This is a genomic window from Marinobacter sp. LV10R520-4 (assembly GCF_002563815.1).
In the GTDB taxonomy this organism is placed as follows: domain Bacteria; phylum Pseudomonadota; class Gammaproteobacteria; order Pseudomonadales; family Oleiphilaceae; genus Marinobacter.
In genome coordinates, this window is the sequence record NZ_PDJM01000001.1 from 4,296,311 (window position 1) to 4,318,129 (window position 21,819).

Genomic DNA, 21,819 nt, shown 5'->3' on the forward strand with positions numbered 1-21,819 from the left:
TTATTAGAAAAATGCTGCACGGAATGCCAGAAACCGTCCTCCAGCGCCACTCACATCCACTTTCTTCAATGAATTCGTGGCAAGTCTGCCTATAATATTCTCCAGGTAATGCTTTTTATTGGCACAGATCCTGCTAGTCTTAGTGCCCAACCCTTCAAGGAGAAATCAGTTGGCGCTCTTGAATTTCATAATCGACCGGTCGGACCAAATCTGGCTCGCGTCCTGGCAACATTTATCACTCGTGGTGCAATCCCTGACGTTAGCAGTCGCACTGTCATTGATTCTCGCCTTCCTCGTTTATAACAGCCAAAGATTGAGCGCGATGGCAAATGGACTGTCTGCAGTGGGGCTAACCATTCCCTCTTTTGCGTTGATAGGCCTTCTTATTGCTCCACTCGGGTTTGGCGTGACACCGTCAATGGTGGTTGTCACCTTTTTTGCCGTACTGCCAATTTTGCGCAATGCGGTCGTCGGGCTTAGCGGTGTTGACAAAGCCATTGTCGAATCGGCACGTGGCATTGGTATCGGCCGTATCCGCACGATGCTGACCATCGAACTTCCGCTGGCGTGGCCAATCATTCTCACCGGCGTCAGAATATCGGCTCAGATGACGATGGGTGTTGCTGCCGTGGCCGCCTACGTTCTGGGCCCCGGGCTTGGGAGTTTTATCTTCTCCGGGCTGTCACGGCTGGGTGGAGCAAATTCACTCGAGGCCGTTGTGGTCGGTGTGGTTGGCGTTATCCTATTGGCTTTCATTCTAGATCTTCTTCTTGTCGGCATTGGCCGCCTGACTATCTCGCGAGGTATTCGTGTCAGCAACTAACACTACACAGAGCAACGATCAGGCCTCACGTACCATCCTGCTCGACAAGGTAACCAAGCACTACCCGGGGCAATTGAAACCCGCCGTTGACGGCCTTACGCTGGAAATACCCGCCGGCAAGATCGTGATGCTGGTTGGTCCCTCCGGGTGTGGCAAAACAACGACGCTAAAGATGATCAATCGGCTTATTGAGCCAACGTCAGGTCGCATTATGCTGGGGGACGAAGACGTCACTGATCTGGACGGCGACAAACTCAGACGTCGAATGGGTTACGTGATCCAGGCCGGCGGCCTGTTTCCACATATGACAGTGGCCGCGAACATCGCGATTGTCCCCAAGATGCTGGGCTGGTCGAAAGGCGCAATTTCCAAGCGGATCGATGAACTGCTGGATCTGGTGTCGCTCGACCCTGCGCTCTACCGCGATCGTTACCCGAAAGAGCTGTCCGGAGGCCAGCAGCAGCGGATTGGCGTAGCCCGTGCGCTGGCAGCAGACCCCCCGGTGCTGCTGATGGATGAGCCGTTTGGAGCCGTCGACCCGATCACACGACAGCGCTTGCAGGACGAGCTAATCCGGATTCAGGAAGAGGTGCAGAAGACGATCGTTTTTGTCACCCACGACTTCGATGAAGCAGTAAAATTGGGTGACTGGATTGTGATCTTTGGCGAAGACGGGCAGATCGTACAATATGACAGCCCGGAACGGATTCTGGCGCAGCCGGCAAATGATTTTGTTGCAGATTTCATCGGCGCAGGTGCGGGGCTCAAACAACTGACGCTGGCCCGGGTGCGAGACGTTCAGCTTGCCGACCCAGTTACCGCTTCGCCCGGTGAGAAAGGCGCGGATGTGCTGGCGCGCGTGCAGCAGACCAATCACGATTATGTCGTTATCACTGACGGCCGGGGACGCCCTATAAGCTGGCTGTCGCGGCGCCAACTGTCGCGCCTAGACACCATCGATAAATCGGAAAACCCCGATCTACCGCTGGTGGCAGAGGGGTCCACGCTGAACGATGCACTCGACGCCATGCTGGCCTCCAGGCTCGGCGCCGCCTTGGTTACCAATCGCAGCAAAGCTCTGGTTGGGATGATCACGTTCGATATTGTCATGAAGTCCATCAACCAACTGCGCGCTGACGTGCAAACGGCCGATGACGAGTCGCCGGTTGGCACCAATACTGGCTCTCCGGAAGTCTCAGAGGTGCCAAATGATTGATGCTGCGCGCAACAAGGTGGCCGCCAGCGACGCGGGCGGCACAAACGGGCGCAGCCTGGTTATTCAACTCGTTGCAATCCTGCTGGCTCTGGCCGCTTTTGCAATCTGGCTGGCGACGGCGAACCTGTCTTCAACGGAACGGGCCACTCTTAATCCTTCCGCTTTACTGGCCTATACCGGCGAGCACCTGGCGCTGACGTTTGTTTCGATCATTATTGTTCTGACGATCACTATCCCGCTGGGAATTCTGCTGACGCGGCGACCGTTCGTTCGCGCCAGCGGCACCATTCTGGCCATCGCCAATTTTGGCCAGGCGGCGCCGATCATCGGATTAGTGGTGCTGCTTGCGTTTTGGCTCGGATTCACATTCTGGACGGCTGTGGTCGCTCTGGTTGCCTACGCCGCACTGCCCGTGCTGAGAAATACCATGATCGGCATTCAGAGCGTGGACGCCCAGCTGGTTGAAGCGGGCCGGGGCATGGGCATGAGTGCGACTTCGGTGTTGCTGCGCGTTGAATTGCCACTCGCAGTACCAGTGATGCTGTCCGGTATCCGCACCGCCCTTGTATTGGTGGTGGGCTCGGCAACACTTGCGACATTTATTGGCGCTGGGGGCCTGGGGCTTCTGATTACCACCGGTGTGAACCTGTTCCTACCCAGCGTACTGGTGTCAGGTGCCCTGCTCGTCGCACTACTTGCCCTGTTCATCGACTGGATCGGTCGTGTGTTCGAACACTACGCGCGCCCAAAAGGACTTTAGATTATGACCGTTCGCCATCACACGCACGCCATACGCCGCAGCACATTTACAGTTGCCGGGCTCGCGGCAGCGCTGTCGCTTGCAGGATGCGGCCTGGAGCCGGCAGGCTCCTTCGTGCCCGCTGCCGCACCCGGTTCAATACAGGCCATTGAGGGCCTGCCCGCCAGCGCAGCTATTACCATTACTTCCAAGAACTACACCGAAGCGCTAATCCTCGGCAAAATGGCTGTACTTGCGGCAAAAGTGGCCGGTTTTCAGGTTACCGATATGTCGAATGTACCAGGCAGTGTGGCTGTGCGCGAGCTGATGCTCAACGGCGATGTCGATTTTGTCTGGGATTATACCGGAACAGGCTGGCTGGCCTATCTCGGCAACGAAGCAGGAATACCCGGTGAGCGCCCGCAGTACGAGGCGGTTCGCGACGCCGACCTGAAAAATGGCATAACCTGGCTGGAGCCCGCGAAACTTAACAACACCTACGCATTTGCCGTAAAAGCCAGCGCGGTGCCTGAACTTAATGGCATCACCAAGCTATCAGAAATTAAAGACCTACCGCTGAGCGAGCGCTCGTTTTGCGTGGAGTCGGAATTCAATTCGCGGCAGGATGGCTTCAAACCCATGCTGGAAGAATATGATCTTACGCTGGGTAGCGCAGACGGTGTGAACCCGTCCAATGTCAAAATTCTCGACACCGGCACCATCTACGAGGCCACCGCTCGCGGTTCGTGTAACTTTGGTGAGGTCTTCGCCACAGACGGTCGCATCGTGGCGCTTGACCTGGTGGTTCTGGAGGATGACAGAGCCTTCTTCCCCGCCTACAACGTGGCCCCGGTGGTGCGCAGCGAAACCCTAAAAAAATACCCGCAACTGCAACAGATTTTTGCCCAGATTTCCTCGAAGCTGACAAATTCGCAGCAGCAGACACTCAACTCCCGCGTTGATGTTGATGGCGAGGAGCCTGCCTTTGTGGCCTTCGACTGGATGCAGGCAGAAGGTCTGATCACTGTGCCTGTGAAGTGAATTCGATGTACATGTTATACCCAACTTTGAACACCCAGAACCGCTTGTATTACTGCAAGATCTAGCCTGCTGGAAAGTTATCTTCAGTGTATGATAGCCTAGAATTTGCCATTTAAGCGGGCCTCTAATGGGTGATGTCGATGGTTTCAACGGCACACACTGTCGTTGTCCACCAGCCTTGCTCCTGATGTAAATCAAGATGTCCGCGTGCAATATGTGTAACGTTGGAATGATGATATTTGGCATTCGCGGCTTTGCACCTTCAAAGGAGAACGTGTCATGAAAGCAATGGTATTTCACGGACCGGGCAAACGCAGTTGGGAAGAAAAGCCCAAGCCAGAAATCGAAAAGGCCACGGATGCGGTAGTACGCATTACCCATACCACCATCTGCGGCACTGACTTGCACATCCTGAAAGGTGATGTGCCGGCGGTAACAGTGGGCCGCATTCTGGGTCACGAAGGCCTTGGCGTGGTGGAAGAAATTGGTAGCGGCGTAAGCAACATCAAGGTTGGAGACGAGGTATTGATCTCCGCTGTCACCTCTTGCGGTCGTTGCGACTACTGCAAACGCGGCATTTATGCCCATTGCCGCGACGGTGGCTGGATTCTTGGTCATCTTATTGACGGCACCCAAGCGGATTATGTGCGCATCCCCCATGCAGATAACAGCTTGCATATGTTGCCCAAAGGCATGGACCCCGCTGCAGCCCTTATGCTTAGTGATATCCTGCCCACCGGACATGAAATTGGAGCCCTGGCCGGCGAGGTCAAGCTAGGCGACACTGTGGCCATCGTCGGAGCGGGCCCCATAGGGCTGGCAGCTCTGATGACCTCACGCTTTTACTCGCCAGCACGGCTGATCATGATTGATCCGGACGAAAATCGTCTGGCCATGGCCAAGATGCTCGGAGCCACTGACACCATCGCCAAGAACCCGGTTGAAGCCATCAAAGAGTTGACCAACGGTGAAGGCGTCGACGTAGCTATGGAGGCAGTAGGCTACCCCGAAACCTTTGATATCTGCCAAGATATTATTCGCCCAGGCGGCTTTATTGCCAATATAGGCGTGCATGGCAAGAGCGTCGAATTCAAGCTGCAGGACTTGTGGATCAAAAACATCACTGTGCGCACCGGACTGGTAAGCACCAATACCATTCCAGTATTGATGAAGTTCGTTGAAAGCGGCGGCGTTACGCCTGCAGATCTGGTTACGCACCGCTTCAAACTCAACGAGATTGAAAAGGCTTACGACATCTTCAGCAATGCGGCGAAGGAGCAAGCTATCAAGATGTTGCTTACCGCCGAATGAGGCTGAAAATCTAGCTAAAAACAAAACTGGACTACTTTGTGCCCTTCTTTTCACCGTTACGCCGGAAGAGCTGGCGTGACGGTGATATTGGACACTGAGTATAATGTTCGCCCGTAATTCGGGCTATTACTGGATGGAAATCCTGGGTCAGTATTGTGCAGTCATCAACCGCTAGGAATCTTTCTTGCGAATTCTCTTTAATCACAATATCTCCGGCGCTGCCGACCTGATCGACCTGATGCGCCGCGCGCAGCCAGGTCTTCACGTTATCGCGACCCATGAGCGGCGCGACACTCCGATCGCCCTTGCGGCGGACCGACTGTTACCAGAGCCGGCCGAGACCCGGTTGATGAGCCCGGACGCCTATGCAGACTGGCTGCTCCAGGTAGCGCTCGCGGAGGGGGCTGAGCTAGTTCTGCCTTATCGGCGGCGTGAGGAGCTGGCCGGGTTTCGAGACCGGTTCAGCGCGCGCGGGGTCCGTCTATTGACCGCCTCGGACTCGAACACGATACGATTCCTTGAGGAAAAGCCGTCACTCCTTGCCCGAATGGAGGCAGCCGGGGTCCCGGTCACCCCGTTCAGACGTTTCGAGGGGGCTGACGAGTACGGATGTCTGCGCGCGGAAGGCAGCCTCTTCCCAGATCACCCAGGCCAGCTGTGCGTGAAACCCGCTTCCGGCATTTACGGGGCCGGGTTTCGGATTATCCAAGACGAGCTGCCTGCCATGGCCCTACTCTCTGATCTCTCGGCGCTCGAACTGCCGGATATTGCGTTTCGGGCACTGCTTGGAGCACTGCCCCAGCCAGAGCCGATGATGCTAATGCCGTTCCTGGAAGGGCCGGAACGGAGCGTCGACTTCTCTTGCCACGAGGGGCGCCTTCTCGGGACGGTGACCCGGATCAAAGCGGGGACTTCGCAGCTGCTTCTTCATGACCCCTACGGTGAGGAGCTAGCCCAACTCGTCGCCCAGACATTCAGACTGACAGGCATTCTGAACCTACAGACAATTGAGGACACGGCCGGAACGCAAAGGCTAATGGAAGTGAACACTCGCGCCTCAGGTGGGATCGGAATGACCGGGCTAACAGACGTTAACCTACCTGCACTCTTGCTTGATTCCATCGTCGGGGTAAGATCGGATCTGCCGGCACGGGTCACCGGAGAGGTACAGGCAGGGCGGCGCGAACTGTTCTGGGCGGTTTAAGAGAGCGCTCAATACAATAAAACGTTCGGGCTCTCGAAAACCTGTTCTTTTACGCCACCCCGGACTTCCTGCAGCTGTTGTTTACTCAAATCATCTCTGGTTATTTGCGGCCGGCGGTCCAGCGGAATCCCCAGTCGTACTGTTTGTCCAGAGCCTTATGGCCACTGTGAAAAGTGACCTGCCGGGAGACGCGTACCTGACCGTCATGATTGTCTATGCCAACCACCGCGCACATGCTGCCAGACTGTTCGAACTCGTTCATCCGGATTTCGACTTCTGGCTGCCCCGGTACCAACACTCGAACAATGCCGTCCGTTTCCTTCCAGTTCGGGACCCCTTCGTAAATGAATGCGTAAACAAGAACGCGCTTGATATCTGCCCAACGGTCCCCGTTGATCTCAAGCCACTCTCCGTCTGAGACAGAGCCGGTACGATCATCCCCAAGCAATCGCACAAAGGGCGCCTGCTGGAAGTCACCGAAGCCGTTGCCAAGCGCCTGAACCACATGCCTCTTCCCGTCTCGCGTCTCTACGAACGCGCCCAGATCAAGGTCGATCGCGACCGAACCCTTAGAGAAAAACCCGGTTTTTTTCTGGGTCTGGCTCTGGTTCCAGTTCAGGTTGATCTGCATTTTTCCAAAACGGCCGCCCTCTTTCTTCAAAGAGACCGTGTTGTTTTGCTTGGTCAGACTTACTTTAGAGAGATTGACCGAGCTTGTTGACGGTGGGGGCGCAGGAGTTGGAGTTGGAGTTGGAGTTGGAGTTGGAGTTGGAGTTGGAGTTGGAGTTGGAGTTGGAGTTGGAGTTGGAGTTGGAGTTGGAGTTGGAGTTGGAGGGGCCGGCTCGGCAATCTCGACGCCAAGGTGTTTCGCCAACGCAGCAAGCCCCCCGTTAAACCCTTGCCCAACGACCCTGAATTTCCAGGCCCCGTTGCGCTGATAAAGTTCGGCCAGAATAAGCGCCGTTTCTGTCATACCGGCGCAGGGAATGGCACCCCGTACTCCGCCCGCATCCAGTGTAATCTCCGGGACTTTGGAGAACGACGCCCGATTCTCGTGAATCGTGGCAGTGAACACCACCTTTTCTACCCCGGCTGGAACTTGGCCAAGCCCCACAGCAAAACGCGCCTCGCCGTTTTCGGAGCCCAACAGCGCCACAGCACCCCCGGCAATCGACGGCTGACCGTAGAAACACATATCCGTATCTGACCGAACTTTGCCCGACGCAGTGACCAGAAAAGCGGACACGTCGATATCCGCACCCGGTATTGTGCCATGGCGGATCAGAACGGTTAGATCATTGGAGGAAAGGGGCGCGTTTGCGCCAGGGCCGAGGACAGTCATCAGGAACTCCTTAATAAACCGGTGCGGGCCGCCCGCAATGGCAGCGGCCCGCGCCCGAACTAGCCGACGTTTACGCCGTGTGCCGTGGCCAAAGGCCCCAGACCGCCAGCGAAGCCGGCGCCAATTGCTTTCATTTTCCACTCTTCGTTGTGCCGATAAATCTCACCAAAAATCATCGCGGTTTCGGTTGAATAGTCTTCAGTAAGATCGTACTTCGCAAGTTCAGCGCCGCCGTCCTGATTGACAATGCGCATAAACGCATTGCTAACCTGGCCAAAGTTCTGATTTTTCTTTTCAGCTTCGTGAATCGTCACTACGAAAACCAGCTTTTTGACGTCCGCCGGGATTTTTGACAGATCGATCTTGACTTGCTCGTCGTCACCTTCACCTTCGCCGGTGCGGTTGTCGCCGAGGTGCTCAACAGCGCCGCCAAGCCCGCTCAGATTTCTGTAAAAAATGAAATCCTCGTCGGAACGCACCTTGCCGTTTTCACCGCAGATAAATACTGACGCGTCCAGGTCAAATTCTGTGCCGTCAGTAACGCGCGGGTCCCAGCCAAGACCAACCAGGATGGAAGTGAGACCCGGAGCCTCTTTAGAAAGCGAAACGTTGCCACCTTTACTAAGAGAAATTGCCATGTCGTTTTCCTTTGCGAAATGTAAGTTGTAACCCGCCCGAATCAGACAGGTCAAGATTACAGGTTGCTACCAAACTCTTTGTACATCGTTATAAATAGTTGTGCATCAAGGGGCCGCGACCCCAACGAATGCGTCAGCCACTCCGCTGTACTGAGCGAAAGTGAACAGAAGATAAGAAACCGCCATGATCCCGCCAGCAATGCGGCCAATTCGACCGACAAACAGCAGGAAGAGCGCGAACACAAACGTTACGGCAAGAACGATCAGCAGGTCAAATTGACCGAACCGCGGATCGATCACCAGTGGCTTCACTACCGCCGTAATCGCCATCACCGACAGGATGTTGAAAATATTCGATCCAACAATTCCGCCAATGATCATATCCGACTGCCCCTTACGAGCCGCCGCGACGCAGGCGGTCAGCTCAGGCAGGGAGGTCCCGAATGCAATCACGGTCATCCCGATCACGGCTTCAGGAACGCCCAGAGCGAATCCGCCGGCAACCGCTCCTTGAACCAGTACTTCCGACCCGATCACAAGCGTTGCAATTCCGATCGTGACCATAACAAAAGGATTCCCGGGACTCGCGTCTTCGCCCTCCTCGTCTTCGTCAACTTCGATTTTACTTGCTTTGTACTGGTAGGTCACATAGGCAACAATGGCGAAAACCATCGCCAGACCTGCCCAGCGAGGAAGAATCCCGGCCCAGACCGCTGCTGCCATAGCGGCGGTGGCGAAAATCATCACCAGAGTGTCGACCTGAGCTTTTTTACGGTCAAACACGATTGGGGCGATCATTGCCGAGATACCAATTACCATCAACACGTTCGCGATGTTGGACCCGATCACGTTGCCAACCGAGATGCCTGCAAAGCCGCTGATGTTTGCGTTCACCGATGTGAACAGCTCCGGCGCCGAGGTACCAAAAGCAACAATGGTCGCCGCAATGAACATCTTTGAAAGGCCAGACCTTTCAGCAATACGAACCGATGAATCGATCGTGAGATCGCCACCTTTAACAAGAAGCCATACCCCGAAAAAAATAGCACCCAGCGCAATGACCGCGAGCTGATAGGTGGTTAATCCGTCCATTTATGATTCCGTTTGTCAAAAAAATGAGGGCGGCATGAGCGCCCTCGTTGAATTGCTGATTAAAGATCGAAATCGGCGGGTTTTAGCCCAAGCTCCACACAAATCTCGCGCACGACAGCCTTTTCGTCATCATCAAAGGTTCCGTCTGACGCACCGATCGCGCAGGCAACACGAACCATAACCCTGCCTTGCTCTTCGTTATCACGAAGGCGGCCGATCACTTTGAGCGCCTCGGCCTTGCCGATCGCCGCATCGAAATCAAAATTCGCGATCACCTTCTCGAAGTAGGCAATTACGTCGGGCATCTCAAAATGCTTGAGTTCGTCCGAGTTCCGCATGTACCCCGCCATCTTCTGTTTTTCGTCAGAGGATACGGTTCCATCCGCCGCCGCCACCAGGGCACAGGAGGAAACAACGGCCTCCATAAAGGTGCGATTGCGAAACTTCGATACTTCCGCCGTCAGGCGGGTGCGGGCTTCATTACTTTTGTCTTTCAACCAGTTCAACATCGTTAAGCTCCTGCTAAATGACAGATTTCGAAACGCCAACCAGATCGTCTACGGTGCGACCGGTGGCCTGAACGCCGTGGGCCGTCATGCTCCAGCCGTCGCTGCCTTTTGATAAAGACGCCATAACAACTCCGGTGTGCGCGCCTTGCTCGCGCAGCGTGTACGAGCAAATTTCACGCTGGTTGGTGTCGTCTACCAGCCGCGCGACTGCGTTATCGACTTCATTGAAGGTCTGACCGCGAAAGCTGTTAACGGTGAAAACCAAGTGCGCAGCCTTTGCGTCCAGGCGGGACAGATCGACCCGAATCACTTCGTCATCTCCGTCGCCTTCACCGGTCAAATTGTCGCCGTCATGGGTGATAGCACCGTTTGATGATTTGAGTTTGGTGAAACAGACTCTGTCAATTTCGTTCTTCGCGCTGTCAAAAACCAGTACGCTTGCGTCCAGATCAATGGCCGAGGCGCCTCCACCAAACAGCTTCGACAGGAAGCCGCCGCTGCTTTTTACCGGATCCCAACCCAGCCCCATAAAAACACGGGACAGCCCCGGATTGTCTTTTGACAGGCTTATTGCCTGGCCTTTCGATAAAGAAATACTCATTTTTTAATTCCTTTTATGGCTTTGAAAAACAGTACAATTTTCTGCATCTGTTGTGCAATGCTTTTTCCATTCCTTAATTAATCCTAATTTAACCTTTCAACCGGTACCGGTCTCTCGGTTATAACGGGCCTGCCCATACGAGTGACATCCGAACCGGTCCGCGCGCGCCAGTGTGCGGCGTGCCCAAGCGGCATGCGTTGCAGGCTCGCACATAACGCCACCAATCTGAAACACGGCACTCGCGTCCCGATCAAGGATTGCTTTGGCGGCACGGAGGTCTTCCTCCGATACGGAGAGCGCGCCTTCAATGATCGGGACCTGAGCCGGGTGGATGGCGGTTTTTGAGACGAATCCCATTTGCACATCGCGTTCCACCTCACGGCGCAACGTCTCCGTGTCTTCAATAATGTCAAAGACCGGGGCAGAAACGGGAATCCCGGCCGGGATAAGGATCGACGCCGCCATCGATAAAAACCAGCCAAGCGGACCCTCGTAGGCCGTCATGCCACGCACCCGACGCAGCGCCATCGAACCCAGAAGATCGTTCCCACCAATCCGGACCGCGGCGATTCGGTCCGGCCCGGCGCTCAGCAATAGATCCCGAAATTGAATCAGCCGGGCCGGATCGAAAAATTCCGGCGTCTCAAGCGTTGGCATGAGCTTCAGGGTGGTTCCTGACAACAGCGAAATCCAGTCCGGGGCGGTTTCAGGCCGAGCCTTTGGCAGTACAAAACCATCAATCTGGGTAATGCCGTCAATTGCCCGAAGCCGGCACGCCATGTCATAAGACCGGGGCCGGATGAAAACCTGTGGCCGGCTGTCAATGCTACCAAGACGGGTCTTTAGCAGTTCTGTCAGGGTTCGGATGCCCTGTTCAATGTCCTCCTCACGCATCGCGTCCTCCAGGCAAAGGACAATCGATGAGGCTGGCGACGTTGCCAATCCTGACACTATGTCTGGCACCTTCGGATGTATGGCGGGCATGTAGAGGGTAGCCCCCAACTTATAAGCCGAAAACATATGAGACCCAAAGTCAGTCATTTAGTTTCCCTGATGAGCGTAATCGCCCGGTAAGGCCCGGTGAGGTCAGGCGCCTCAATCAGATTGACCCCGTCCTGACGGCAAAGGTGAATGAGCGCCGCAAGGTCTGGGTCTTCGCTGAGCGATCGAACCAGAACGCATTCTGGCCGGCGCCGCAGAACCGCCCTTGTGGCCTCCGCAATGCCTGGCTTGATGCGGTTGCGGTTGTGCACTCCGAACCGTTTGGCAACCGCCGCAACGGTGCGATCTGCTTCTGTGCGGAACCGGCCAGCCGCGGACGAATCCGCCTCTGAGTCCAACTCAACCGGGCCTTCCAGCGCCGACAAGGCTACATCCACCCGATCAACAAACGAGCGCGACAGGTCAATGTCAGCAAGGTGATCCAGCAAAATGCAGCCGTGATAATCCCCGGGACCTATCAGGTCGGACCGGAGGATAGAGCGGGAGATAAGACCAGACACGTTACCGCCAAGAATGCCGGAGGGGATCAGCCAGTCCTCGCGGGATCCGCAGAGATTTGCGCGACCGCAAGGATCGGCGATCACGGCAAGCATTGGCTCCCGGTCAGTGAGAGCACGCCAAGACTCCGCCAGCTCCGCCGTGATGGCCCCTTTACCTGTCCACCCGTCAACGAAGATCACCCCGTCAACCGGGCGCCGCGCAAGCACTTCCACCATGGCCGCCTCGTCGAGGCCCCGATCGCGGATGATCGAGATCCCGAAATGGGCGACATCAGCGCCCAACCGAACCAGATCGCGCTTAAGCAAAACACCGTAAGGCACTCCGGCGCGAACAAGGCTGCACAAGGTAATTTCTTGGTTCAACCGGCCCTGCTGGACCAGATCAAGAATTTGCCCCGCCAGGGAACGGATGTCTCGGGCAAGCCGCGGCACTCCAAGCCGGCAAGACTCCTCGAACAGAGACAGGTAACGGGCATCCGGGCGCCGCTCCTCAGAAATCATTTCCGAGTAGTGGGTCGCGCCGGTTTGAATCCGGCGCTCTTTCTCCTCCACCGGGGTGGGTGCAAGCGCAACCGGCTTCAGCAAAAATTCCACATCTTCCGGTAAATAGCTGCCTGAAAAAGGGCGTTTTTCGGTATCAGTCAGTGGGCGGTTCAAGGTGTTAGGTCTCCATCGGTCATCCGCGCCATGAGGTCTGCAATCTGCGACCCGGACGGGGTCATGATGAAATCGCAGAGACCCATGAACGGAAGGTCCGTCAGGCTGTCTCCAATGCCGATCAGCGGCGCCCCGCCGCCGTCTCTGATGCTGTCTATCAGATGCCGACAGGCTTCCCGCTTTGAGATGCCTATTGGCGTGAACGAGAGATTATTGCCATTTGCGTGCTGCTGCAGACCGGACAAGTCGAACCGGCTTGCGAGGCGTTCCGCTGCGGCGGTGATTCCGCTTCGAACCTCTGCCGCCCCGGTCGCGTTCATTTTCACGCAGAAATAGACCGGCGCGCCGTACTCTTCGACGATCCAGCTGCGGGCCGCTGATCCAAGCTCCGCGCCAATAAGCGCAGACATGTCGAGCAGCAACGTTTCTGCGCTGCGCCCAATGTGCGCCGTGTGCGCGAGCCAGGCAGGGTCTGCAACGCCCTCGGCGTTCAAAATCACCGCCCCGTTGGCCAGAATAGCGCGCCGGGTGCCAAAATCGAGATGAACCCGGGAAAAGGCGTCGGTGCTACGGGCAGTCACCGGAATCACCGCCCCGGTTGCCCTCAGCGCCGAGAGCAGGCCCTGCTGCGCCGGGTTCATATGGCCATGGTGGCCATTGGTCGCGGTGGTTACCCGCGTAAGGGCTTCGCCCTGCGGATGTTTGTGAGATGATCGAAAAAGAGTGTCGTCAAGATCCGTCAAGTAGATACATTGGCCCATTACGTCTCGAACTCCGTCACTTGGCCGGCTCCGTTAATGATGTGCCCGCGCCCGAGATAGGCCCGGAGCGTTGGGCAGATTCCGTCATCGCCGGTTTCGGTCATGATGATGACTCGAGCGCAGGGGCGTTCGGGGACATTGTGAAGATACATAGGTACGCCTACCCGGTAATGGTCTGGAAACGTCACTTTGTGCCGGATAACCTCTCCGTTGAGGATCGGCGACCGGGTGGTCGCAACGAACGTTACATCCGCTCCTTCCTGCTCAAGGCGTTCAGCCAGCAGCATCGGACCCCAAACGTGCTCGCCGGTCCCGATCACAAGAACGGCGTCGCCTGGGGCCACCGCCGGCAGAGCGGCCGGAATCAAGGGCCGCATCGGTTCCATCATCGATTCAATAATCGGCTCCATCTGAAGCCCGAGCCGCGGCGCGTGAAACAGCAGATTCGGCACAGGATTCGGGTTCGGAACCCAGGCCGGAAGTGTCGCATCCCCGGCCCAGACCGGAACAGCCGGAAGCGTTGCTTTCGCGTCCTGCTCCCATCGCCATTCCCCTCGAACTAAAGAGAACGCGTCCACCGGGATACCAGGGCACAGCTCCATAATTGCCTGGGCGGCTCGTCCGTTGGACCAGTCGGTCAGGGTCAGAAGTAGAACACGTTTAACGTCTACCCCGCCGTCATGAACCGCCTTGAACAAAGCCGCAAAGGTGTTTCCGGTGGTCGTCTCGTCATCCACAAGAACAAGCGTTCTTGCAAGCCCGCTTGAAAGCTCGCACGACGTTGGCGCCATCACATGATGTGCAGTGGCGTGACTGTGCCCTTCCGAGAAGCTGACCCATTCCCGACTCGCAACCGGGTGGCGGGTGGTCGACAGGTAAAGAATATCCGCTTCGGGCCGGCGCTCCCGGATGCGCCGAGCCGCGGCCGCTCCGATTCCAACCGCCGTCTCCGCGTAACCCATCACCAAAAGGGGGCCATCAAGCAGAGCATCGGGAATTTGATCGACGATCGCATTGACCGCATCAAAATGGTCCCGCGGTCTGACGGGGATATGGCGCCCGAGTACGGTGGAAACAAAAAGAAAGCTGCGCTTCGGGTTGATTCGCTCCGCAATCCGGAATAATTCGCCGTCCGTCGGGGCTGCGCTGGTCCGCAGTTCAAGAACCCCCGTGTTCAGGGGATGTCGCGTGATAACCGGTGTTTGTTGCATCCGTTCAGTCGTCCCTCTCCGACTTATCGGACCGGCTCGACGTTTGCTGGTCGCGCTTCAGCCATTCGTCATCCCCCGCATCGCTTGCCGAGGATGACTTTGAGGATGATGAGGGCGAAGACGAGGGAGTATTATTTCCACTCGCAGACGTGTGACGGGCACGCAATTCCATGAACTTACCGGACGCACGCTTCAATGCACGACGCGCTATAAACGCCAAGACCAAAAGAAGCACCAGTATGACTATGTTGAAAATCGGGATATGACGGTACCCGGGCTCGACAGGCCAGACTGACGTCGCATTCGGAAACATCGAAAAAAGCGGGAGCCGCCAGCCGTAATGGCGAATAGCAACGGCCGTGCCCTTCTCTTCGCGGGCAAAGACAGCCGCTTGCGTCTGAAGATTCGCGGAGTTGATCTTAAAATAAAGCCATGCGTCTTCGTTGCGGAACACGCGGACTTCGTCGCCGCCGATCAGCCGGGTTTGAATCATGTAAACGTCTCGGGTTCCCACCTCTACATCGGTGCGCTTGACCTCAACGCCGATCACCTCGACAACGGAGACCCGCGGCAACACATAATACAGGGCCAGGCCCATAACGATCAGGACAAACCCGATCAGGATAATTTTGAGTTTCTTCATGTGCAGTTTCCTAGAGTTCTATTTCGCTCTGACAATCTTTTGGACTTCAGCCTAACAGCCTGAGTGAGTGTGTCACAGCGATGCTGCCCGGTCTTGCAGGAGTTTAATCGACTGCGTTAAAACGCTGCTGCAGAGATTGAGCAAACGGATCAAAAAAAACCGACACAGCTGTGTCGGTTTTTTTATCAGGCGATCTTTATGGCCAACGTTATTCCCACTCTATGGTCGCCGGCGGCTTGGACGACACATCGTAAGTCACCCGTGATACGCCGCTGATTTCGTTGATAATGCGGTTAGACACGGTTTCCAGCAGTTCGTACGGCAGATGCGCCCAGCGTGCGGTCATGAAATCGATGGTTTCTACAGCGCGCAGTGCAATCACCCATTCGTAGCGGCGGGCGTCGCCTACTACGCCTACCGATTTCACCGGCAGGAAGACCGCAAAGGCCTGACTGGTTTTGTGGTAATAATCGGCGCGGTGCAGCTCTTCCAGGAAGATGGCGTCAGCGCGGCGCAAGATGTCGGCGTAGTCTTTTTTCACTTCGCCGAGAATGCGCACGCCCAGGCCCGGCCCCGGGAACGGATGGCGGTAGACCATGTCGTACGGCAAACCCAGCTCGAGACCAATACGGCGCACTTCGTCTTTGAAGAGTTCGCGCAGGGGCTCGACCAATTTCAGTTTCATGGTTTCCGGCAAGCCACCCACATTGTGGTGAGATTTGATCACGTGGGACTTGCCGGTTTTGGACGCAGCCGATTCGATCACGTCCGGATAAATAGTGCCTTGGGCCAGCCAGTGAACATTCTGAATGCGGGTAGCTTCTTCATCGAACACGTCGATGAAGGTGTTACCAATCACTTTGCGCTTTTGTTCGGGATCGCTGACGCCTTTGAGATTGTTCAGAAAGCGTTCTTCAGCGTCGGCGCGAATGACTTTTACGCCCATGCTGCTGCCGAACATATCCATCACCTGGTCGCCTTCATTCAGGCGTAGCAGGCCGTTATCAACAAACACACAGGTTAGCTGATCGCCGATGGCTTTGTGCAGCAGCGCCGCGGTCACCGAGGAATCTACCCCGCCAGACAGGCCCAGCAGTACTTTGTCGGTGCCGACCTGTTCGCGGATCTTTTGCACGGCGTCGTCGACAATTTTGGCCGGCGTCCACAGGGCTTCGCAGCCGCAGATGTTCATCACGAAGTGTTCCAGAATGCGCTTACCCTGCAAGGTATGGGTCACTTCCGGATGGAACTGCAGGCCGTAAAGGTGGCGCGACACATCCTGCATGGCTGCAATAGGTGCGCTTTCGGTGGAGGCCAGCAGTTCGAAACCTTCGGGCATGGCAACCACTTTGTCACCGTGGCTCATCCACACGTCCAGCAGAGATTCGCCGGTCACGGTCAGGTGGTCGGTGATGTCTTGTAGCAGTGGGCCCTTGGCGCGTACTTTTATCTGAGCGTAACCAAATTCGCGTTTTTCCGAGCTGGCCACCCGGCCGCCCAGCTGCTCTGCCATGGTTTGCATGCCGTAGCAAATACCCAATATAGGAATACCACGATCAAACAGGCCGTCAGGCGCGCGCGCGCCACCCAGCTCGGTGACCGACTCAGGACCACCGGCCAGCAGAATACCCTTGGGGTTGAACGCTTCGAGCTCTTCAGTACTGATGTCAAAAGCGCGCACTTCGCAATAAACGCCGATGTCCCGCACCCGGCGGGCAATCAGCTGGGTGTACTGGGAACCGAAATCTAGAATCAGGATGCGGTGATCGTGAATGTCGTGGGCCATGGAATCCTCGGGGAAATTAGCAATGCGGCCCCAACAATGGGGCCGCATAAAAACAACCTGTAATCAGCTAACGCGGTAGTTCGGTGCTTCTTTGGTGATGGTCACATCGTGAACGTGACTCTCGCGCATACCGGCACCGGTGATGCGCACAAACCGGGGCTTGTTGCGCATATCGGTTATGGTGGCACTGCCGGTGTAACCCATCGCGGCGCGCAGGCCGCCCATCAGCTGATGAATAATGTTGCGCATCGGACCCTTACAAGCGACGCGGCCTTCAATACCTTCCGGAACCAGTTTTTCTATGCCTTTGCTGGCATCCTGAAAATACCGGTCGCTGGAACCCTGGCCCATGGCGCCAATTGAACCCATGCCCCGATAGGCCTTGTAACTGCGGCCCTGGAACAGCTCGATTTCACCCGGGGCTTCGTCGGTGCCGGCCAGCAGGCTGCCGATCATCACACAGTGGGCGCCGGCCGCAATCGCCTTGGCAATATCACCGGAGAAGCGCAAACCACCGTCGGCAATCAGCGGAACGTCGGTGTTTTTAAGGGCCTCAGCCACGCTGGATACCGCTGAAATCTGCGGCACACCCACACCGGCTACAATGCGGGTGGTACAGATGGAGCCCGGGCCGATACCCACCTTAACCGCGTCTGCGCCGGCGTCAACCAAGGCAAGGGCAGCCTCAGCTGTGGCAATATTGCCGCCAATCACCTGCAGCTCGGGGTAATGTTCCTTTATCCAGCGCACACGATCGAGCACACCGCGGGAATGGCCGTGAGCCGTATCCACCACAATCACATCAACACCGGCTTCCGCCAGAGCTATCACACGGGCTTCGGTGTCGCCGCCGGTGCCGACGGCCGCACCAACACGCAGGCGGCCCTGATCGTCTTTACTCGCCAGCGGGTAGTCTTTGGACTTCTGGATGTCTTTTGCTGTGACCAGCCCGCGCAGCTGGAAGTTGTCGTTTACCACCAAAACTTTTTCAATGCGGTGGCGGTGCAGGAGTTCTTTCACTGATTCCAGATCGGCGCCTTCTTTCACCGTAACCAGTTTTTCCTTAGGCGTCATGATGTCACGCACCAGCGTGTCCATGCTGCTCTCAAAGCGGATATCGCGACCCGTTACAATACCCACCAGTTCGCTGCCGTCTACGACCGGCAGGCCGGAAATGTTATTGGCCATGGTAATTTCAACCAGCTCGCGTACGGTGTTCTCGGGCTTGACCGTAATCGGGTCTTTTACCACCCCGCTTTCAAACTTTTTTACCTTACGCACTGCGGCGGCCTGCTGCTCGGCGCTCATATTTTTGTGCATAATGCCGATGCCGCCTTCCTGGGCCATGGCAATCGCCAGCTCTGCGTCTGTTACTGTGTCCATGGCCGCCGACACCAGCGGGATATTCAGCATGATGGTGCGTGTCAGGCGGGTGCGAAGATCGGCTTCGTGGGGCAGAACCTCGGAGTAACCGGGCACCAACAGTACGTCATCAAATGTCAGAGCTTCTTCGGCAATTCGCAGCATTGGGATCGGCCTTTTAACGTGCTAAATTTAAACCTTGGCAGGGGCATTGAAGGTGCCTCTGCCAAGTAGAATTCTTAATCGGGCTATTATAAAGATCTGTTGCAGCCCAGTAAACCGCGCACTTTCTCGCCAAAGGTTGCATGCATCTGAATTTTAAGCGGTTTACATTCAATTTTTTTCGGCTATTGCGTATAAAACCATGGGGGTTTTTTGGTGAATGATGCCTTTCAGGACAACCGGCCGCGGGCGCTGACCGTTAGCGAGCTGAATCATCAGGCCCGCCACCTGCTGGAAACCAGCTTTATGCAGGTTTGGGTTGAAGGCGAATTGTCGGGCTTTTCACGCCCTTCTTCCGGGCACTGGTACTTTTCTCTGAAGGATCGAAACTGCCAGATTCGCTGTGCCATGTTCCGCGGCGCCAATCAGCGGGTTCGCCCGGCGCCAAAAGAAGGCGAACTGGTGCGAATTCGCGGCAAGGTGACCTTGTACGAAAATCGCGGCGACTTCCAGATTATTGTCGAGCACCTGGAGCCGGCCGGAGCCGGCGCGCTGCAGCAGGCTTTTGAAGCGTTAAAGTTAAAGCTTTTCAACGAAGGCCTGTTTAGCACCGAGCGTAAAAAACCCATACCCGCCCTGCCCCGTCACATTGGCGTGGTTACCTCCCCAACCGGTGCTGCGATTCACGACATACTCACGGTGCTGGCTCGGCGCTGCCCGGGCATTCCAGTCACGCTTTACCCCACCGCGGTGCAGGGCCAGGCCGCAACCGCAGACATAGTTGCCGCCATTGGCCGGGCTGTTGCCCACAACCGCGCTGACGTGCTGATTATCGGTCGCGGCGGCGGCTCTCTAGAAGATTTGTGGTGCTTTAACGAAGAGGCCGTAGCCCGCGCCATTGCTGCCTGCCCTATTGCCACCGTCAGCGCTGTGGGGCACGAGGTAGACACCACCATTGCCGATTACGTAGCGGATTTTCGGGCGCCGACACCGTCAGCAGCAGCGGAAAAGATATCGCCGGATCAAAGCGTCTGGTTACGCCAGCTACAAGCGAGCAGCGAACGCCTGCAAGCTGCCATGGGGCGCAAGCACGTGACTCTTGAGAACAGGCTGCAGCAGCTTTCCGCGCGATTAAAAGATCCGCGCCGCAGCCTGCAGGAAAAAGCGCAGCGCCTGGATGGGCTGGATGTGCGCCTGGGCCGTGCCATGTCGCAGATGACCCAGCGCTTGCATATGCGTACCGACCATTTGCAGCAGCGCTTGGCCATGCAATCACCTAATAGGCAACTGGCCAGCGCCAGCGAACGTGTGTTGCGGGCAACAACAGGCTTGAATCTGGCCATTCAGCAAGCGCTTAAAAGCCGCCGTGAGCAACTGGATTACACAGCGCAAACCCTGAATCTGGTCAGCCCGCTGGCCACTCTGGGGCGGGGCTACGCCATTGTAAAAGACGACCAGGGCAAGATTGTGCGGCATGCCGGGCAGCTTGAAGCCGGCCAGGCCATCAGCGCCCGAGTGGCCAGCGGCACTGTTCACGCCCAGGTGACGAGTTGCGGTCAACTACCCCGCCTTAAAGGACGGGGCTTGTAGAGAACATTCTGCAAGCCAGGTTGACCAGGGAAAGCGGTAACCAAACCGCTACGTTCGTGACAGGTCGTTAAGACCCACCGCCGAATGCTTCCTCAGTTCGGCGCTCTGGAAGACTCAGATCATGCTGGCGAAAGGTAAAACGCCGAAGGTTTAGGTCGCTGCGACATCGCAGGAGCCGGTCACGGACATTCCCGAGGGGAGAGAGGCTTCGGCCTCCGTCACAAGGCCCGTAAGGGCATTCATTGAAAGGAAAACGATGTCGGTCTTCGTATTGGATAGACGCAAACACCCCCTTATGCCGTGCACCGAAAGACGCGCGCGGCTTCTGCTCGACCGTGGTCGAGCGGTGGTGGTGCGTGCGTATCCGTTTACGATCCGGTTGAAAAGCCGGGTTGGCGGAAATACTCAGCCGGTCCGGATCAAGATCGATCCCGGCAGCAAGACCACCGGGATTGCAGTGGTGAGAGAAAACGGGCAGAAGCAACACGTTCTGGCGTTAATGGAGTTGGCCCATCGCGGCCGCCAGATCAGCAAGTCTCTGGAGCAACGCAGGGCGTTCCGTCGCCGGCGTCGCAATCAACTGCGGTACCGGGCACCCAGATTCTTGAATCGAACCAAGCCGAAAGGCTGGCTGGCCCCAAGCCTGCAACACCGGGTGGACACCACGAAAAGCTTGCTGAATCGGCTTCGATCTCTGGTGCCGGTTGTGTCTATCAGCCAGGAGCTGGTTCGTTTCGATACGCAAAGGATGACGAACCCCGAAATCAGCGGTGTCGAATATCAGCAGGGCACTTTGCTCGGCTACGAGATCCGTGAATACCTTCTGGAGAAGTGGGGCCGCGAGTGCGCCTATTGCACCGACAAAGACACCCCGCTGCAAATTGAACATATCGACCCAAAAGCCAACGGTGGTTCGAATCGCATCAGCAACCTGACATTGGCGTGCCGGCCGTGCAACCAGGAAAAGGACCGGCAGTCTCTGGCTGATTTCTTTGCATCGTCCAAACGGCTGAAGAACCACCAGGTCAGGCTGGATCGCATCCTCAAACAGTGCAAAAAGCCCTTAAGAGACGCTTCAGCGGTCAACTCCACCCGGTGGGCGCTGTATCAGACACTGAAGCAAACGGGCCTGTCTGTTGAAGTGGGTACCGGCGGTCGCACCAAGTTCAATCGCTGTCGATTGCGCATGCCAAAGACTCACGCCCTGGATGCGGCTTGCGTCGGAGAAGTTGAGATCGTAGAGGGCTGGGACGTTCCAACCTTGGCGGTCAAGGCCACCGGGCGTGGCAGCTATAAGCGCACGCGCTTAACAAAGCACGGCTTCCCCCGCGGTTACCTGATGCGCCAGAAGCAAGTCAAATGCTTTCAGACCGGAGATATGGTGCGCGCCGTGGTGCCGACAGGCACGAAAGCCGGCACCTGGTTGGGCAGAGTCGCCGTTCGCAAGACCGGAAGCTTCAATATTCAGACAAACAGTGGCGCCATCCAGGGAATATCTCATCGCCACTGCGTTTTAACCCAGCGAGCCGATGGCTACGGCTATCACATACAACCCAACCAAAGAAAAGAGAAGGGAAACAGGGAAAACGAGTCGCGCTGACGCACGACGCGCTATCCCTCCCCGCCCTG

20 protein-coding genes are annotated in these 21,819 nt (G+C 56.6%); 8 read left to right on the forward strand and 12 right to left on the reverse strand.

The features are described 5' to 3' along the window. The first annotated feature begins 169 nt into the window (after positions 1 to 169). The 6 genes from ATG98_RS20795 (at position 170) to ATG98_RS20820 (ending at position 6,334) form a co-directional block, all read left to right on the forward strand. Positions 170 to 823, forward strand: coding sequence for an ABC transporter permease (locus ATG98_RS20795; RefSeq protein WP_098418835.1), 654 nt, complete (start codon positions 170 to 172; stop codon positions 821 to 823). After that, a complete protein-coding gene (locus ATG98_RS20800; RefSeq protein WP_098424282.1) occupies positions 810 to 2,039 on the forward strand; it encodes an ATP-binding cassette domain-containing protein in 1,230 nt (409 codons plus the stop codon). Before ATG98_RS20795 ends, ATG98_RS20800 begins: the two co-directional genes overlap by 14 nt. Then, positions 2,032 to 2,799, forward strand: a complete 768-nt coding sequence (locus ATG98_RS20805) for an ABC transporter permease (protein ID WP_098418837.1) — start codon at positions 2,032 to 2,034, stop codon at positions 2,797 to 2,799. Before ATG98_RS20800 ends, ATG98_RS20805 begins: the two co-directional genes overlap by 8 nt. 3 nt (positions 2,800 to 2,802) lie before the next feature. Then, complete coding sequence (locus ATG98_RS20810; protein WP_098424283.1) at positions 2,803 to 3,819, forward strand: glycine betaine ABC transporter substrate-binding protein; 1,017 nt, start codon at positions 2,803 to 2,805, stop codon at positions 3,817 to 3,819. Positions 3,820 to 4,098: 279 nt separating this feature from the next. Then, positions 4,099 to 5,130, forward strand: coding sequence for a zinc-dependent alcohol dehydrogenase family protein (locus ATG98_RS20815; protein ID WP_098418839.1), 1,032 nt, complete (start codon positions 4,099 to 4,101; stop codon positions 5,128 to 5,130). A 184-nt stretch (positions 5,131 to 5,314) separates the two neighbouring features. Beyond that, positions 5,315 to 6,334, forward strand: coding sequence for an ATP-grasp domain-containing protein (locus ATG98_RS20820; RefSeq protein ID WP_098424284.1), 1,020 nt, complete (start codon positions 5,315 to 5,317; stop codon positions 6,332 to 6,334). A 100-nt stretch (positions 6,335 to 6,434) separates the two neighbouring features. On the opposite strand, the gene ATG98_RS20825 is transcribed toward ATG98_RS20820, so the two are convergent. The 12 genes from ATG98_RS20825 to guaB all read right to left on the reverse strand — a co-directional run bounded on the left by ATG98_RS20825 (position 6,435) and on the right by guaB (position 18,603). After that, positions 6,435 to 7,676 carry a TerD family protein gene (locus tag ATG98_RS20825; RefSeq protein ID WP_098424285.1) on the reverse strand — a complete coding sequence of 414 codons (1,242 nt, stop codon included), beginning with the start codon at positions 7,674 to 7,676 and terminating at the stop codon, positions 6,435 to 6,437. A 59-nt stretch (positions 7,677 to 7,735) separates the two neighbouring features. Next, positions 7,736 to 8,314: a TerD family protein gene (locus ATG98_RS20830; RefSeq protein WP_098424286.1), complete on the reverse strand. Its 579-nt coding sequence runs from the start codon at positions 8,312 to 8,314 to the stop codon at positions 7,736 to 7,738. Positions 8,315 to 8,419: 105 nt separating this feature from the next. Further along, the gene (locus ATG98_RS20835) at positions 8,420 to 9,406 is read right to left on the reverse strand and encodes a calcium/sodium antiporter (protein ID WP_098418843.1); all 987 of its coding nucleotides are present in this window, start codon (positions 9,404 to 9,406) and stop codon (positions 8,420 to 8,422) included. Between the two features lie 59 nt (positions 9,407 to 9,465). Beyond that, complete coding sequence (locus tag ATG98_RS20840) at positions 9,466 to 9,915, reverse strand: tellurite resistance TerB family protein (RefSeq protein ID WP_098418844.1); 450 nt, start codon at positions 9,913 to 9,915, stop codon at positions 9,466 to 9,468. A 13-nt stretch (positions 9,916 to 9,928) separates the two neighbouring features. Further along, positions 9,929 to 10,516, reverse strand: a complete 588-nt coding sequence (locus tag ATG98_RS20845; protein WP_098418845.1) for a TerD family protein — start codon at positions 10,514 to 10,516, stop codon at positions 9,929 to 9,931. A 96-nt stretch (positions 10,517 to 10,612) separates the two neighbouring features. Then, complete coding sequence (locus tag ATG98_RS20850; protein ID WP_098424287.1) at positions 10,613 to 11,557, reverse strand: HpcH/HpaI aldolase/citrate lyase family protein; 945 nt, start codon at positions 11,555 to 11,557, stop codon at positions 10,613 to 10,615. Next, positions 11,554 to 12,675: a cysteine protease StiP family protein gene (locus tag ATG98_RS20855; protein WP_098424288.1), complete on the reverse strand. Its 1,122-nt coding sequence runs from the start codon at positions 12,673 to 12,675 to the stop codon at positions 11,554 to 11,556. Before ATG98_RS20855 ends, ATG98_RS20850 begins: the two co-directional genes overlap by 4 nt. After that, the gene (locus ATG98_RS20860) at positions 12,672 to 13,436 is read right to left on the reverse strand and encodes a hypothetical protein (RefSeq protein WP_098424289.1); all 765 of its coding nucleotides are present in this window, start codon (positions 13,434 to 13,436) and stop codon (positions 12,672 to 12,674) included. The genes ATG98_RS20855 and ATG98_RS20860 overlap by 4 nt, the downstream gene beginning before the upstream one ends. Further along, a complete protein-coding gene (locus ATG98_RS20865; protein ID WP_098418849.1) occupies positions 13,436 to 14,647 on the reverse strand; it encodes a phosphoribosyltransferase domain-containing protein in 1,212 nt (403 codons plus the stop codon). The genes ATG98_RS20860 and ATG98_RS20865 overlap by 1 nt, the downstream gene beginning before the upstream one ends. Positions 14,648 to 14,651: 4 nt before the next feature. Beyond that, a complete protein-coding gene (locus tag ATG98_RS20870; protein ID WP_098424290.1) occupies positions 14,652 to 15,290 on the reverse strand; it encodes a DUF1523 family protein in 639 nt (212 codons plus the stop codon). A 208-nt stretch (positions 15,291 to 15,498) separates the two neighbouring features. Then, entirely contained in the window at positions 15,499 to 17,076 is a 1,578-nt protein-coding gene (gene guaA / locus ATG98_RS20875) for a glutamine-hydrolyzing GMP synthase (protein ID WP_098418851.1), read from the reverse strand. Between the two features lie 63 nt (positions 17,077 to 17,139). Then, positions 17,140 to 18,603: an IMP dehydrogenase gene (guaB, locus tag ATG98_RS20880; protein WP_098418852.1), complete on the reverse strand. Its 1,464-nt coding sequence runs from the start codon at positions 18,601 to 18,603 to the stop codon at positions 17,140 to 17,142. A gap of 210 nt (positions 18,604 to 18,813) precedes the next feature. Between guaB and xseA the strand changes: the two genes are divergently transcribed. Both xseA and iscB read left to right on the forward strand, forming a co-directional pair. Then, positions 18,814 to 20,190, forward strand: coding sequence for an exodeoxyribonuclease VII large subunit (xseA, locus tag ATG98_RS20885; RefSeq protein WP_416376588.1), 1,377 nt, complete (start codon positions 18,814 to 18,816; stop codon positions 20,188 to 20,190). A gap of 256 nt (positions 20,191 to 20,446) precedes the next feature. Next, the gene (gene iscB, locus ATG98_RS20890; RefSeq protein WP_098424291.1) at positions 20,447 to 21,790 is read left to right on the forward strand and encodes an RNA-guided endonuclease IscB; all 1,344 of its coding nucleotides are present in this window, start codon (positions 20,447 to 20,449) and stop codon (positions 21,788 to 21,790) included. Positions 21,791 to 21,819 lie beyond the last annotated feature (29 nt).

Bases quoted from the DNA above. Each gene is read 5' to 3' on its own strand.
- ATG98_RS20805 (WP_098418837.1), top strand. From the start codon at position 2,032: ATGATTGATGCTGCGCGCAACAAGGTGGCCGCCAGCGACGCGGGCGGC.
- ATG98_RS20810 (WP_098424283.1), top strand. From the start codon at position 2,803: ATGACCGTTCGCCATCACACGCACGCCATACGCCGCAGCACATTTACA.
- ATG98_RS20815 (WP_098418839.1), top strand. From the start codon at position 4,099: ATGAAAGCAATGGTATTTCACGGACCGGGCAAACGCAGTTGGGAAGAA.
- ATG98_RS20825 (WP_098424285.1), bottom strand. From the start codon at position 7,676: ATGACTGTCCTCGGCCCTGGCGCAAACGCGCCCCTTTCCTCCAATGAT.
- ATG98_RS20830 (WP_098424286.1), bottom strand. From the start codon at position 8,314: ATGGCAATTTCTCTTAGTAAAGGTGGCAACGTTTCGCTTTCTAAAGAG.
- ATG98_RS20835 (WP_098418843.1), bottom strand. From the start codon at position 9,406: ATGGACGGATTAACCACCTATCAGCTCGCGGTCATTGCGCTGGGTGCT.
- ATG98_RS20840 (WP_098418844.1), bottom strand. From the start codon at position 9,915: ATGTTGAACTGGTTGAAAGACAAAAGTAATGAAGCCCGCACCCGCCTG.
- ATG98_RS20845 (WP_098418845.1), bottom strand. From the start codon at position 10,516: ATGAGTATTTCTTTATCGAAAGGCCAGGCAATAAGCCTGTCAAAAGAC.
- ATG98_RS20850 (WP_098424287.1), bottom strand. From the start codon at position 11,557: ATGACTGACTTTGGGTCTCATATGTTTTCGGCTTATAAGTTGGGGGCT.
- ATG98_RS20860 (WP_098424289.1), bottom strand. From the start codon at position 13,436: ATGGGCCAATGTATCTACTTGACGGATCTTGACGACACTCTTTTTCGA.
- ATG98_RS20865 (WP_098418849.1), bottom strand. From the start codon at position 14,647: ATGCAACAAACACCGGTTATCACGCGACATCCCCTGAACACGGGGGTT.
- ATG98_RS20870 (WP_098424290.1), bottom strand. From the start codon at position 15,290: ATGAAGAAACTCAAAATTATCCTGATCGGGTTTGTCCTGATCGTTATG.
- guaA (WP_098418851.1), bottom strand. From the start codon at position 17,076: ATGGCCCACGACATTCACGATCACCGCATCCTGATTCTAGATTTCGGT.
- guaB (WP_098418852.1), bottom strand. From the start codon at position 18,603: ATGCTGCGAATTGCCGAAGAAGCTCTGACATTTGATGACGTACTGTTG.
- iscB (WP_098424291.1), top strand. From the start codon at position 20,447: ATGTCGGTCTTCGTATTGGATAGACGCAAACACCCCCTTATGCCGTGC.